Here is a 14040-nt window from a genome sequence, read left to right as displayed (position 1 = left end):
GAATTCCCCGCCCGGGGTTCTTGTGCGTCTTGACGGAGCCGATGACGACCACGGCGCGCTACACCTCGATAGGGGGCGATATCGGTTGTTACGAATCTGCCTCCGTGTGATCAGAAGGGTCAATTTCCAGTGGCAGCTCTCCAATGGGATCCCATTGACAGCAAAGCAGTAGACACGGCTCGCGTCCTCGCGGCAGATGCCGTCGAAAAGGTCGGAAACGGGCACCCGGGCACGGCGATGAGCCTCGCCCCCGCCGCCTACCTGCTCTTCCAGAAGGTCATGCGCCGCGACCCCTCGGACATGGACTGGATCGGTCGCGACCGCTTCATCCTCTCCGTCGGCCACAGCTCGCTCACGCAGTACGTGCAGCTCTACTTCGGCGGCTACGGCCTCGAGCTCGACGACCTCAAGGCGCTGCGCACCTGGGGCTCGCTCACACCGGGCCACCCCGAGTACGGCCACACCAAGGGCGTCGAGATCACGACAGGACCGCTCGGCCAGGGTCTGGCCTCGGCCGTCGGATTCGCCTACGCCTCCCGCTTCGAGCGCGGTCTCTTCGATCCCGACGCCGATGCCGGGACGAGCCCCTTCGACCACTTCGTCTACGTGATCGCCGGCGACGGCGACATGGAGGAGGGCGTCACGAGCGAGGCCTCGTCGCTCGCCGGCCACCAGCAGCTCGGCAACCTCATCGCCTTCTACGACAGCAACCAGATCTCGATCGAAGACGACACCAACATCGCCTTCACCGAAGACGTGCGCGCCCGCTACGAGGCCTACCACTGGCACGTGCAGGTCGTCGACTGGAAGAAGACGGGTGTCTACACGGAAGACGTCGAGGAGCTCTACGCCGCGATCGAGGCCGCCAAGGCCGTGACCGACAAGCCCTCGCTCATCATCCTCAAGACGATCATCGGCTGGCCGAGCCCGAAGAAGCAGAACACGGGCAAGATCCACGGATCGGCCCTCGGCGCCGACGAGCTCGCCGCCGTCAAAGAGGTGCTCGGCTTCGACCCCGCGCAGACCTTCCAGGTCGCAGACGAGGTCATCGAGCACACCCGCAAGGCCGTCGAGCGCGGTCAGGCGGAGCACGCGGAGTGGAACGTCGCCTTCGACGCCTGGGCCGCGGCCAACCCCGAGCGCAAGGCGCTCTTCGACCGCATCGAGTCCGGCGCGCTCCCCGAAGGCGTCGACGAGGCCCTCCCCGTCTTCGAGGCCGGCACAGACGTCTCGACCCGCGCGGCCTCCGGCAAGGTGCTCGCGGCCCTCGGCCCCGTCATCCCCGAGCTCTGGGGCGGATCGGCCGATCTCGCCGAGTCGAACAACACGACGATCGAGGGCGCGGCGTCGTTCGTGCCCACCGAGCACTCGACGCACGAGTGGTCGGGCAACCCCTACGGCCGTGTGCTGCACTTCGGCATCCGCGAGCACGCGATGGCCGCGATCCTCAACGGCATCGTGCTGCACGGCAAGACCCGCCCCTTCGGCGGCACCTTCCTCATCTTCAGCGACTACATGCGCCCGGCGGTGCGTCTCGCCGCGCTCATGAAGGTGCCGTCGATCTTCGTCTGGACGCACGACTCCGTCGCGCTCGGCGAAGACGGCCCGACGCACCAGCCGATCGAGCAGCTCAGCACCCTGCGCGCGATCCCCGGGCTCGCCGTCGTGCGCCCCGGCGACGCGAACGAGGTCGGCTGGGCCTGGAAGACGATGCTCGAACGCCGCGAGGGCCCGGCAGGCATCGCCCTGACCCGCCAGAACATCCCGGTGTTCGAGCGCGGTGAGGGCGAGGCATCCGGCGAGGTCTTCGCCTCGGCGAAGAACGTCTCGAAGGGCGCGTACGTGCTCGCCGAGGCTCCGAGCGGAACCCCCGACGTGATCCTCATCGCCACGGGCTCCGAGCTGCAGATCGCCGTGGAGGCCCGCGAGGTGCTCAAGGGCGAGGGCGTCAACGCACGCGTCGTCTCGGCGCCGAGCCTCGAGTGGTTCGCCGAGCAGAGCGAGGAGTACCGGGAGTCGGTTCTGCCCACAGCGATCAAGGCGCGGGTATCGATCGAGGCCGGCTTGGCGTTGACCTGGAGGAGCTACGTGGGCGACCACGGCCGCAGCGTGTCGATCGAGCACTTCGGCGCATCGGCCGACTACAAGACCCTGTTCCGCGAGTTCGGGATCACCACCGAAGCAGCAGTCGCCGCAGCCAAGGATTCGCTGGCCTCTCTGTAGGCCCGGCAAAGGAGATAGAAGAGAAATGACCGAGACAACAAGCCCCACCGCCCAGCTCTCCGCCGCCGGCGTGAGCATCTGGCTCGACGACCTCTCCCGCTCGCGCATCGAGTCGGGCGGCCTGCAGAAGCTCATCGACGACCGCGACGTGGTCGGCGTGACGACGAACCCCTCGATCTTCGCCGCCGCACTCGCCAAGGGCGAGGCCTACGACGCGCAGGTGCGCGAGCTCGCCGCCGCGGGCAAAGACGCGAACGAGGCCGTCTTCGAGATCACGACGCAGGATGTCGCGAACGCGAGCGACATCTTCCGCCCGGTCTACGACGCCTCGAACGGCTTCGACGGCCGCGTGTCGATCGAGGTCGAGCCCGGTCTCGCCCACGATGCCGCGGGAACGATCGCCCAGGCCAAGCAGCTGCACGACAAGGTCGCGAAAGAGAACGTCCTCATCAAGATCCCGGCGACGGTCGAGGGCCTCGAGGCGATCGCCGAGACCATCGGCGCGGGGATCAGCGTCAACGTCACGCTCATCTTCAGCCTCGAGCGTTACCGCGGCGTCATCAACGCCTACCTGACCGGTCTCGAGAAGGCCAAGGCCGCCGGCCTCGACCTCTCGACGATCCACTCGGTCGCCTCCTTCTTCGTGTCGCGCGTCGACACCGAGATCGACAAGCGCCTCGAGGCCGTCGGAACCGACGAGGCCCTCGCGCTCAAGGGCAAGGCCGGCGTCGCCAACGCGCGCCTCGCCTACCAGGTGTTCACCGAGTCGTTCGAGAGCGAGCGAGCGAAGCTGCTCCTGGCCGACGGCGCCAACAAGCAGCGCCCGCTCTGGGCGTCGACGGGCGTCAAAGACCCGAGCCTGCCCGACACCCTCTACGTCACCGAGCTCGTGGCCCCCGAGATCGTCAACACCATGCCGGAGAAGACCCTCGAGGCGACCTTCGACCACGGTGTGATCACGGGCGACACCATCACGGGTGCCTACGACGACGCGAACGCCGTGCTCGACGCCGTCGCCGCACAGGGCGTCTCCTACGACGACGTGACGCTCCTGCTCGAGAACGAGGGCGTGGAGAAGTTCATCGTCTCCTGGAACGAGCTCCTCGGCACCGTCGACACCGCTCTGAAGGGTGCGAAATGAGCTTCAAGATCACTGTGACGGGCGCTCCGGAGGAGGCCGTCAAGCGCGTCGTCCCCGAGCTCGTCTCCGAGCTCGTCGCCTCGGGCATCACCGACGGCAACCCCACCCTGTGGGGCCCCGACGCCGAGTCCGAGGCCTCCAAGCGCCTCGGCTGGGTGCAGGCCGTCTCCATCTCCCGTCCGCTCGTCGCCGAGGTCGAGGCGCTGCGCGCCGAGCTCCTCGCGACGGGCGTGAACCACTTCGTGCTCGCGGGCATGGGCGGCTCGTCGCTCGCCCCCGAGGTCATCACGCAGACCGCGGGCGTCGAGCTCACGGTGCTCGACTCGACCGCGCCCGGCCAGGTGCTCTCCGCATTGGGCGACCGCCTCGAGACGAGCGTGCTCGTGGTCTCGTCGAAGTCGGGCTCCACCGCCGAGACCGACAGCCAGCGACGCACCTACGAGAAGGCCTTCACGGATGCCGGCATCGACCCGCGCGAGCGGATCGTCGTCGTCACCGACCCGGGCTCGCCCCTCGACGTCTCCGCTCGCGAAGCGGGCTACCGTGTGTTCAACGCCGATCCCAACGTCGGCGGCCGCTACTCGGCGCTCACCGCCTTCGGCCTCGTGCCCTCGGGCCTGGCCGGCGCCAACATCGGAGAGCTGCTCGACGAGGCCGAGGCGATCACCCTCGAGCTCGCGATCGACAACCCGGTCAACCCGGGGCTCATCCTCGGCGCCGCCATCGCGGCGACCGCCCCGCGGCGCGACAAGCTCGGGATCGTCTCCGACGGAACCCACATCGTGGGCTTCGCCGACTGGGCCGAGCAGCTCATCGCCGAGTCGACGGGCAAGCAGGGCACCGGCATCCTGCCCGTCGTGCTCGACACGCTCGCACCCGAGCTCTCCGAGGAGCTGCCCGACCTTCAGATCGTGCGCCTCGTCGAGAACGCCGAGGCCCACCACCTCTTCTCCCACGACCGTCATCACGGCGAGATCCTGATCAGCGGAACGCTCGGTCAGCAGATCCTCGTCTGGGAGTACGCCGTCGTCGTCGCCGGGCGCCTGCTCGGCATCAACCCCTTCGACCAGCCCGACGTCGAGTCGGCCAAGGTCGCGACCCGTGCGCTGCTCGACAACCGCCCGGAGCCCACGCCCGCGGCGTTCACCGCCGAGGGCGTCGAGGTCCGTGAGCAGGGCGACTTCCTCGCCGGCGCCACGACTCTCGACGGCGCCGTGCACGCGCTGCTCGGCCAGCTCGGCGAAGACGGCTACGTGGCCATCCAGGCCTACGTGAACCGTCTCGCGCTGCCGCAGCTCTCGGGGGTGCGCGATCTGCTCGCCGCCAAGGCCGGGCGTCCCGTCACCTTCGGCTGGGGCCCGCGCTTCCTGCACTCGACCGGCCAGTACCACAAGGGCGGCCCCGCCGACGGCGTCTTCCTGCAGATCACCGAGACCGCGCCCGACGACCTCGAGATCCCGGGCCGGCCGTTCACCTTCGGGCAGCTCATCCAGGCCCAGGCCGCCGGAGACGCGAGCGTTCTCGCCGAGCACGGCCGCCCCGTGCTCACGCTGACGCTCACCGACCCCGAGGCCGACCTCGTGGCGCTGTTCACGGCCCTCAACTGACCGGCCGTCTCGAGAACCAAGGAGTCGTATGCCACCGGTGGAAATCACCTCGGAGTTCAACCCGCTGAGGTTGCCCACGGACCGTCGCCTCAACCGGATCGCAGGGCCCAGCAGCCTCGTGATCTTCGGGGTGACCGGCGATCTGTCCCGCAAGAAGCTCATGCCCGCGGTCTACGATCTGGCGAACCGGGGGCTCCTGCCCCCGGGCTTCGCCCTCGTCGGTTTCGCCCGACGGGACTGGGAGGACCAGGACTTCGAGAAGGTCGTCTACGACGCGGTCAAGCAGTACGCGCGCACCGAGTTCCGCGACGAGGTCTGGCAGCAGCTCGCACAGGGCATCCGCTTCGTGCAGGGCGAGTTCGACGACGACGCGGCGTTCGAACGCCTCAAGGACACGATCGACGAGCTCGACCGCGACCGCGGCACCATGGGCAACCACGCCTTCTACCTCTCGATCCCGCCGAAGGCGTTCCCGCTCGTCACCGAGCAGCTGCGCCGCTCCGGGCTCGCCGAGCAGAAGGAGGGCCACTGGCGCAGGGTCGTCATCGAGAAGCCCTTCGGCAGCGACCTCACGACGGCGCGTGAGCTCAACAACGTCGTCGAGTCGGTCTTCCCTCCCGACTCCGTGTTCCGCATCGATCACTACCTGGGCAAGGAGACGGTGCAGAACATCCTCGCGCTGCGCTTCGCCAACCAGCTCTACGAGCCCATCTGGAACGCCAACTACGTCGACCACGTGCAGATCACGATGGCCGAGGACATCGGTGTCGGAGGCCGCGCGGGCTACTACGACGGCATCGGCGCCGCGCGCGACGTCATCCAGAACCACCTCCTGCAGCTGCTGGCCCTGACCGCCATGGAGGAGCCCATCTCCTTCAACGCGGCAGACCTGCGTGCCGAGAAGGAGAAGGTGCTCGCCGCCGTGCGTCTTCCGAAAGACCTGGGTGCTGCCACCGCACGCGGCCAGTACTCGGGTGGATGGCAGGGCGGCGAACGCGTCGTCGGCTTCCTCGACGAAGACGGCATGAACCCGCAGTCCACGACGGAGACGTACGCGGCCATGCGCCTCGACATCGGCACCCGTCGGTGGGCGGGCGTGCCGTTCTACCTGCGCGCCGGCAAACGGCTCGGCCGACGGGTCACCGAGATCGCCGTGGTGTTCAAGCGTGCGCCGCAGTACCTCTTCGCCGAGAGCCAGACGTCGACACTCGGTCAGAACGCTCTCGTCATCCGCGTCCAGCCCGACGAGGGCGTCACCATCCGCTTCGGCTCCAAGGTGCCCGGAACGAGCATGCAGGTGCGCGATGTGACCATGGACTTCGGCTACGGCCACGCCTTCACCGAGGCGAGCCCCGAGGCCTACGAGCGGCTCATCCTCGACGTGCTGCTCGGCGACCCGCCCCTGTTCCCCCGCCACGAAGAGGTCGAGCTCTCGTGGAAGATCCTCGATCCCATCGAAGCCTTCTGGACGACCCAGGGGCAGCCCGAGCAGTACCGCCCGGGAACCTGGGGGCCGAGCTCGGCTGATGCCCTGCTCGCCCGCGACGGTAGAACCTGGAGGCGTCCATGATCGTCGATCTGCCCGACACCACTGTCAGCAAGATCTCCAAAGCCCTCGTCAAGATCCGCGAGGAGGGCGGCGCTGTCGCCCTCGGACGTGTTCTGACTCTCGTCATCTCGACATCGCTCGGCGCCGAGGAGGAGGCCATCGAGGCCGCCAACGAGGCCTCGCGCGAGCACCCCATGCGCGTGATCGTGGTCTCCACCCGCCCGAACGGCGAGGCCGCGACCGAGGAGGCGAGAGTCGACGCCCAGATCCGGGTCGGCGGCGACGCCGGCGCGAGCGAGGTCATCGTGCTCAAGGCCTACGGCGACGCGGCGAGCGACGAGGAGGGGCTCGTCACGGGCCTGCTCCTCTCCGACGCGCCCGTCGTCGCCTGGTGGCCGGGTGTGGCCCCCGCGGTGCCCGCGACCTCCCCGCTCGGCCGTATCGCCCAGCGCAGGATCACGGATGCCTCGGCCCAGCCGAATCCCCAGGAGGCCTTGCGGCACCTCGCCGCCACCTACGCCCCCGGCGACACCGACTTCGCCTGGACCCGGCTGACCCTGTGGCGGGCCCAGCTCGCCGCCGTGCTCGACCAGCCGCCCTACGAGACGGTCGAGGCCGTCGAGGTGTCGGGAGCAGTCGACTCGCCGTCGACGACGCTGCTCGCCGCCTGGCTGCAGCTTCAGCTGGAAGTTCCGGTTCAGTACGACCTGACGAACCACTCGACGGGATCGAGCGGCATCCACGGTGTTCAGCTCAAGCGCGCCTCGGGCCTCATCAAGCTCGAACGGCCCATCCCGAACGTCGCGACGCTCGAGCAGCCGAACCAGCCGACCCACGATCTGTCGCTGCCGCGCCGCAACCTGCGCGACTGCCTCGCGGAGGAGCTACGTAGACTGGACCCGGACGACCTCTACGGTGAGGTCATCACCCGCGGGCTGGATCAGCTCACGGCAAGCGACAGATAGGACGGCACGCGAGCGTGACGAACGAACGCAGGGTGCTTGTGCACTCCGACAAGAATGCGCTCTCCGGATCGGTGGCGGCGCGATTCCTCACCAAGACGGTCGACATCCTCGAGGAGAGCGCAGAGGCTCACATCGTGTTGACCGGCGGCAGCGTGGGGATCGCGGTTCTCGCCGCGATCAACTCCTCGTCCGCTCGCGACACGGTGGACTGGTCTCGGGTGCACTTCTGGTGGGGCGACGACCGATGGCTGCCCGAGGGCGACGCCGAGCGCAACGACAGGCAGGCGGCTGACGCCCTGCTCGATCACATCGCCGTGCCCGGCGAGAACGTGCATCCCTTCGCGACCTCCGACTCCGGCCTCGACCTCGACACGGCGGCCCTCGCCTATGCCGAGGAGCTCGCCGAGCACGCAGAAGACGGGGCCTCGCTCCCCCGCTTCGACATCACCTTCCTGGGCGTCGGCCCGGACGGGCACATCGCCTCGCTCTTCCCCGACCAGCCGGGCATCCGGGTGACGGAGACGACGACGATCCCGGTGCGCAACTCGCCCAAGCCTCCGCCCGAGCGCCTCAGCCTCACCCGACCGGCGATCAACTCCTCGGAGCGCATCTGGCTCGTGCTGGCCGGCGCCGACAAGGCCTCGGCGCTCGGACTCGCTCTGGCCGGTGCAAGCTACACCGACGTCCCCGCGGCCGGAGCCAAGGGCCGCAAGCGCACGGTGTTCTTCGTCGACCAGGAGGCGGCCGCGGAGGTTCCCGAGTCGCTCATCGCGCCGAGCTACTAGAACGCAGCCCGCTCGTACAAGAACCTGTACAACGCAGAAGGCCCCGCCGGTTGTCCGGCGGGGCCTTCTGCGTTGATATAAGGCTGCGTTGATATAAGACCTGCTCAGTTCTGTGCGCTCAACGTGCCACGACGGGCGCGCAGCTGCTGCAGCGCCTCCTCGAGGAGTGTCGCCGCCTCTTCCTCGGTGCGACGCTCCTTCACGTAGGCGAGGTGCGTCTTGTACGGCTCGAGCTTGGCGACCTCGGGAGGATTCTCCTTGTCGCGCCCGGCCGGAAGCCCCGACGACGGGCAGTCGATGATCTCGGGGATCTCCTCCTCGGGCAGGTTCGCCGCGAAGTAGCGGACGGTCTCGTTGCCGAGCGCGTCCCAGTACGAGATCTTGATGCGATCCGCGTGGTACCCGCGGTCTTGTTCGCCCATGGGCCCGGCCCCTACTCGGGAGCCCCTGATGGCGCTGCCTCCTGCTGCCATTGCCAACCCTCTCGTTGCTGCGTGTGACGTCTGCGAGGACGTTCTGGGTGTTACGTGACGTGCTGAGCGTGCGCTCCGACTACGCGCCGGTGTCGAACTTCGTGATGAGTCCGAGAACCACGATGCACGTGATCCAGAGCAGGCCCAGGATGACCGTGATGCGGTTGAGGTTCCTCTCTGCGACGCCCGAGGCGCCGAGGTTGGAGGTCACTCCCCCGCCGAACATGTCGGAGAGACCGCCGCCGCGACCTTTGTGCAGCAGGATCAGGAGAGTCAGGAGCAGGCTCGTGATACCGAGCAAGACCTGGAGTACGACCTGGAGAATCTCCACGAGTCACCTTTCGAAGAATGCGGGATGCCGGTGCATCCTTTTCAGACCATCGACAAGTATACCGGGCGGTTACAAGCCGACGTGCTTCTCGAAACGCGCAATGCTCGAGAACTCGGCGACGTCGAGGCTCGCGCCGCCGACGAGAGCGCCGTCGATGTTCGGCTCGCGCATAAAACCGGCGATGTTGCCCGACTTGACCGATCCTCCGTAGAGGATGCGGGTCTTCGCCGCGACGTCGTCGCCGAGCGTCTCGGTGAGCACGGCGCGCAGTGCGGCCGCGACCTGCTCGGCCTGCTGCGGGGTGGCCGCCTGGCCGGAGCCGATCGCCCAGACCGGCTCGTAGGCCACGACGATGTCGGCAGCCGACGTCACGGTCTCGAGCGCAGCACGCAGCTGGGCCACGGGCACGGCGCTCGGTCCGTGCGTCTCGAGGTCGTCGGCGGTCTCGCCGACGCAGATGACGGGCGTCAGACCGTGACGCAGGGCCGCGGCCACCTTCGCGGCGACGACCTCGTCGGTCTCGCCGTGCAGGGTGCGGCGCTCGGAGTGCCCGATGATGACGTACCGGCACTCGAGCTGCGAGAGGAAGGCACCCGAGATCTCACCCGTGTAGGCCCCTGAGTCGTGCTCTGAGAGGTCTTGGGCCCCGAAAGTGAGCAAGAGCTTGTCGGCCGAGATGAGCGTCTGCACGGAGCGCAGATCGGTGAACGGCGGGAACACCGCGACATCCACCGTCGTGAAGTCGTGCTTGGCATCGCCCAGGCTCCAGGCGAGCTTCTGCACGAAGGCGATCGACTGGAGGTGATCCAGGTTCATCTTCCAGTTGCCGGCGATGAGCGCCGTGCGTTTTACTGCCATCCGAGGACCTCCAGTCCGGGGAGACGCTTGCCCTCGAGGAATTCGAGGCTCGCACCGCCTCCCGTCGAGATGTGACCGAACTGATCGTCGGTGAAGTGCAGGGCCCGAACGGCCGCCGCGGAGTCTCCCCCGCCGACGACGCTCAGGCCGTCGACCTCGGTGAGCGCCTGGGCGATCGCCTTCGTGCCGGCCGCGAAGGGGGCGAGCTCGAAGACGCCCATGGGGCCGTTCCAGAACACCGTGCGCGAGGCGGCGATGATCTCGGCGAAACGAGCGGATGACTCGGGCCCGATGTCGAGGCCGAGACCGGATGCGCCGAACGGCGTCTCCTCGATCTCGGTCGCCGGGCGCACGAGATGCTCGGCGTCGGCTCCGAACGCCGCCGCCACGACGATGTCGCTCGGCAGCACGATCGAGACCCCGAGCTCCTCGGCCTGGCCGAGGTAGCCCTTGACGGTCTCGATCTGATCGGTCTCGAGCAGGCTCGAGCCGACCTTGTAGCCGAGGGCCGCGAGGAAGGTGAAGACCATTCCGCCGCCGATGAGCAGCGAGTTCACCCGAGGCAGCAGGTGGCCGATGACGCCGAGCTTGTCGGAGACCTTCGACCCGCCGAGCACGACCGTGTAGGGACGCTCCGGGCTCTCCGTCAGACGGTCGAGCACGTCGAGCTCGGTCGTGATGAGGGCGCCGGCCGCGCTCGGGAGCGCCTTCGCCAGCTCATAGACGCTCGCCTGCTTGCGGTGCACGACGCCGAAGCCGTCCGAGACGAAGGCATCGCCGAACGCGGCGAGCTTCGCCGCGAACTCGGTGCGCTCCGCCTCGTCTTTGCTCGTCTCCCCCGCGTTGAAACGCAGGTTCTCGAGAAGGGCGACGTCGCCGTCCTCCAGCCCCTCGACGGCGTCGCGCGCGGCGCCGCCGACCGTGTCGTGGGCGAAGGTCACGGGCTTGCCGAGCAGCTCGCTCAGCCGCTGGGCGACCGGGGCGAGGCTGTACTTGGCGTCGGGTGTGCCATCGGGCCGGCCGAGGTGCGACACGATGACGACGCGCGCGCCCTCGTTGATGAGCGTGTTGAGGGTCGGCAGCGAGGCGCGGACGCGACCGTCGTCGGTGATCGAGCCGTCTTTCAACGGCACGTTGAGATCACATCGGACGATGACGTTCTTGCCCGCAAGCGAGCCGAGGGACTCGAGAGTGCGAAGCGACACGGTTCTTCGTCCGGGTTAGAGGCGCTCGGCCACGTACTCGGTGATGTCGACGAGGCGGTTGGAGTAGCCCCACTCGTTGTCGTACCACGACGCTACCTTGACCTGCGAGCCGATGACCTTCGTGAGGCCGGCGTCGAAGATCGAGGAGTGCGGGTCGGAGACGATGTCGCTCGAGACGATCGGGTCTTCCGTGTAGCTGAGGATGCCCTTGAGGGGGCCCTCGGCAGCGGCCTTGTACGCGGCGTTGACCTGCTCGACGGTGACCGGGGTGCTCGACTCGACAGTGAGGTCGGTGATCGAGCCGGTGGGGACCGGAACCCGCAGCGCGTAGCCGTCGAGCTTGCCGACGAGCTCGGGGATGACGAGGCCGAGCGCCTTGGCGGCACCCGTCGACGTCGGGATGATGTTGATCGCGGCGGCACGGGCGCGGCGCAGGTCGCCGTGCGGGCCGTCCTGCAGATTCTGGTCGGCCGTGTAGGCGTGGACCGTGGTCATCAGGCCGCGCTCGATGCCGAAGTTGTCGAGGAACACCTTCGCGAGCGGCGCGAGGCAGTTCGTCGTGCAGGAGGCGTTGGAGATGATGTCGTGCGTGGCGGGGTCGTACGTGCCCTCGTTGACGCCGAGCACGAGGGTCGCGACATCCGCACCGCTGGCCGGCGCCGAGACGATGACCTTCTTGGCGCCGGCTTCGATGTGCTTGCGGGCCGACGCGGAGTCGGTGAACCGACCGGTCGACTCGATGACGATGTCCACGCCCAGGTCGCCCCAGGGCAGGTTGGCGGGGTCGCGCTCTGCGAGCACCTTGATGGGCTTGCCGTTCACGACGATGTTGTCGCCGTCGAGCTCGACCTTCGCGTCCAGGCGACCGGTGATGGAGTCGTACTTCAGCAGGTGGGCGAGAGCCTTGTTGTCGGTCAGGTCGTTGACGGCGACGATCTCGAGGTCGCTGCCCTTCGCCAAAGCTGCGCGGAAGTAGTTACGGCCGATACGGCCGAATCCATTGATGCCGATCTTTACGGACACGGAGAGCTCCTGTTACTGGGGCGCCCGAAGGCGCGGTTGGGTGGTGTGTGGAGTCGTCGCTGTCGACGCGGGTGCAGGCACCCGTAACGCTACGACAGTATCAGCAGGCCGGAGGTCTTCTCACGCGCTGTCGTGAAGCGCTCCTGCACATTCGCCCAATTCGCGATGTTCCAGAACGCCTTGACGTAGTCGGCGCGCACGTTCTTGTAGTCGAGGTAGTAGGCGTGCTCCCAGACGTCGAGGAGAAGCACGGGAACCGTGCCCGCCGCGAAGTTGCTCTGCTGGTCGAAGAACTGCTGGATGATGAGCTTCTGGCCGATCGAGTCCCAGACGAGCGCCGCCCATCCGGAGCCCTGCACGCCGAGCGCGGCGGCGGTGAAGTGGGCCTGGAACTTGTCGAAGGATCCGAAGTTGTCGGCGATCGCCGACTCGAGCTCGCCCGTGGGCTTGTCGCCGCCGTCCGGCGAGAGGTTCGTCCAGAAGATCGAGTGGTTCACGTGGCCACCGAGGTTGAACGCCAGGTCTTTCTCCAGCTTGTTGACGTACGTCAGATCGCCCTTGTCGCGCGCCTCCGCCAGCTGCGCGAGAGCGGTGTTCGCGCCCGTCACGTACGCCTGGTGGTGCTTGCTGTGGTGGAGTTCCATGATCTGCCCGCTGATGCTCGGCTCGAGTGCCGAGTAGTCGTAGGACAGCTCAGGAAGTGTGTAGTCAGCCATGGAATATCTCCTCGTTCAGATCGGGAGCGCGCGTCGGCGGGCTCCTCGGTGAGTGACTTTCTCAGTCTAGTTAGGACAACCATCAGCTCCGGAAATACTTCCCGCAACCACTCAGCTCATCGCTGGATGCCGCTCAGACCTCGCCCAGCTCAGACGTCGTCCAGGTCGGCCGGCAGGTTGGCGTCCGTGCCCGGGATGCCGAGGTCGACGGCGCGCTTGTCGGCCATCGCCAGCAGGCGGCGGATGCGGCCGGCGATCGCGTCCTTCGTCATGGGCGGGTCTGCGTGATGACCCAGCTCGTCGAGGCTCGAGTCGCGGTGGGCGAGACGCAGCTCCCCCGCGTAGCGCAGGTGGTCGGGGATGTCGCCGTCGAGGATCTCGAGGGCGCGCTCGACCCGGGCGCACGCCGCCACCGCGGCCTGCGCCGAGCGCCGGAGGTTGGCGTCGTCGAAGTTGACGAGGCGGTTGGCGGTCGCACGCACCTCGCGGCGCTGACGGAGCTCCTCCCAGGCGACGACCGTCGCGTGGGCGCCCATGTGCACGAGCATCGCGCCGATCGCGTCGCCGTCGCGGATGACGACACGGTGCACACCGCGCACCTCGCGCGCCTTCGCGGCGACGCCGAGGCGCCCTGCCGCGCCGACGAGGGCCATCGCCGACTCGTTGCCGGGGCAGGTGACCTCGAGGGCGGCGGAACGGCCGGGGTCGGTGAGCGAGCCGCTCGCGAGGAAGGCTCCGCGCCACACGGCTTGCAGCTCCTCTTTGGAGCCGGTCGTGAGCCGGTTGGGAAGGCCTCGGATCGGCCGGCGCCGAGCGTCGAGCAGGCCCGTCTGCCGGGCGAGGGTCTCCCCGCCGTCGAGCACGCGCACGAGATAGTGGCTCGTGCGGCGCAGACCGGAGGCCGAGATCACCGAGATCTCGCTGCCGACCCCGTAGATCTCGGCCAGGTCGCGGCGCACCCGCCTGGCCAGTTGGGCGGTGTCCAGCTCGGACTCCACGGCGATCCGCCCGGAGATGACGTGAAGGCCGCCGGAGAACCGGAGGATGGTGGTGAGCTCAGCCGCCCGAACGGTCGTCTTGCTGACCTCGAACTGCGCTAGCTCTTCCTTGACGTCGGCGGTTAGTGCCAATGACTGTCCTATCTCGTGAAACCTGTGGGTGGTG

General features: G+C 68.2%; 13 protein-coding genes. 6 read left to right on the top strand and 7 right to left on the bottom strand.

Annotation, left to right across the window (positions count from 1 at the left end):
* The first annotated feature begins 129 nt into the window (after positions 1-129).
* The 6 genes from tkt to pgl are packed head-to-tail and all read left to right on the top strand — an operon-like array spanning position 130 to position 8270.
* On the top strand, positions 130-2223 hold the full coding sequence (tkt, locus tag CLV54_RS04215; protein ID WP_100343733.1) for a transketolase: 2094 nt from the start codon (positions 130-132) through the stop codon (positions 2221-2223).
* Between the two features lie 25 nt (positions 2224-2248).
* Positions 2249-3364: a transaldolase gene (gene tal / locus CLV54_RS04210; protein WP_100343732.1), complete on the top strand. Its 1116-nt coding sequence runs from the start codon at positions 2249-2251 to the stop codon at positions 3362-3364.
* A complete protein-coding gene (locus tag CLV54_RS04205; protein WP_100343731.1) occupies positions 3361-4971 on the top strand; it encodes a hypothetical protein in 1611 nt (536 codons plus the stop codon). The genes tal and CLV54_RS04205 overlap by 4 nt, the downstream gene beginning before the upstream one ends.
* Before the next feature lie 28 nt (positions 4972-4999).
* Positions 5000-6541: a glucose-6-phosphate dehydrogenase gene (zwf, locus tag CLV54_RS04200; protein ID WP_100343730.1), complete on the top strand. Its 1542-nt coding sequence runs from the start codon at positions 5000-5002 to the stop codon at positions 6539-6541.
* Complete coding sequence (locus CLV54_RS04195) at positions 6538-7485, top strand: glucose-6-phosphate dehydrogenase assembly protein OpcA (RefSeq protein ID WP_100343729.1); 948 nt, start codon at positions 6538-6540, stop codon at positions 7483-7485. Before zwf ends, CLV54_RS04195 begins: the two co-directional genes overlap by 4 nt.
* 14 nt (positions 7486-7499) lie before the next feature.
* Positions 7500-8270, top strand: a complete 771-nt coding sequence (gene pgl, locus CLV54_RS04190) for a 6-phosphogluconolactonase (RefSeq protein ID WP_100343728.1) — start codon at positions 7500-7502, stop codon at positions 8268-8270.
* 104 nt (positions 8271-8374) lie between these two features.
* Here the strand turns inward: pgl and CLV54_RS04185 are convergent, their stop codons facing one another.
* The 7 genes from CLV54_RS04185 to whiA all read right to left on the bottom strand — a co-directional run bounded on the left by CLV54_RS04185 (position 8375) and on the right by whiA (position 14006).
* Complete coding sequence (locus CLV54_RS04185; RefSeq protein WP_100343727.1) at positions 8375-8743, bottom strand: RNA polymerase-binding protein RbpA; 369 nt, start codon at positions 8741-8743, stop codon at positions 8375-8377.
* A gap of 79 nt (positions 8744-8822) precedes the next feature.
* Positions 8823-9074: a preprotein translocase subunit SecG gene (gene secG / locus CLV54_RS04180; protein WP_100343726.1), complete on the bottom strand. Its 252-nt coding sequence runs from the start codon at positions 9072-9074 to the stop codon at positions 8823-8825.
* Positions 9075-9143: 69 nt separating this feature from the next.
* Positions 9144-9932 carry a triose-phosphate isomerase gene (tpiA, locus tag CLV54_RS04175; RefSeq protein WP_100343725.1) on the bottom strand — a complete coding sequence of 263 codons (789 nt, stop codon included), beginning with the start codon at positions 9930-9932 and terminating at the stop codon, positions 9144-9146.
* Positions 9923-11137, bottom strand: coding sequence for a phosphoglycerate kinase (locus CLV54_RS04170; protein ID WP_100343724.1), 1215 nt, complete (start codon positions 11135-11137; stop codon positions 9923-9925). Before CLV54_RS04170 ends, tpiA begins: the two co-directional genes overlap by 10 nt.
* Positions 11138-11152: 15 nt before the next feature.
* Positions 11153-12160 carry a type I glyceraldehyde-3-phosphate dehydrogenase gene (gap, locus tag CLV54_RS04165; protein WP_100343723.1) on the bottom strand — a complete coding sequence of 336 codons (1008 nt, stop codon included), beginning with the start codon at positions 12158-12160 and terminating at the stop codon, positions 11153-11155.
* Between the two features lie 89 nt (positions 12161-12249).
* The gene (locus tag CLV54_RS04160) at positions 12250-12876 is read right to left on the bottom strand and encodes a superoxide dismutase (protein WP_100343722.1); all 627 of its coding nucleotides are present in this window, start codon (positions 12874-12876) and stop codon (positions 12250-12252) included.
* Positions 12877-13025: 149 nt separating this feature from the next.
* Positions 13026-14006, bottom strand: a complete 981-nt coding sequence (gene whiA / locus CLV54_RS04155) for a DNA-binding protein WhiA (protein ID WP_100343721.1) — start codon at positions 14004-14006, stop codon at positions 13026-13028.
* Positions 14007-14040 lie beyond the last annotated feature (34 nt).

This window comes from Compostimonas suwonensis, from assembly GCF_002797855.1.
GTDB lineage: Bacteria > Actinomycetota > Actinomycetes > Actinomycetales > Microbacteriaceae > Compostimonas > Compostimonas suwonensis.
Note: the sequence above shows the minus strand (reverse complement) of the source record. Positions and strands in the feature narration are given on the sequence as shown.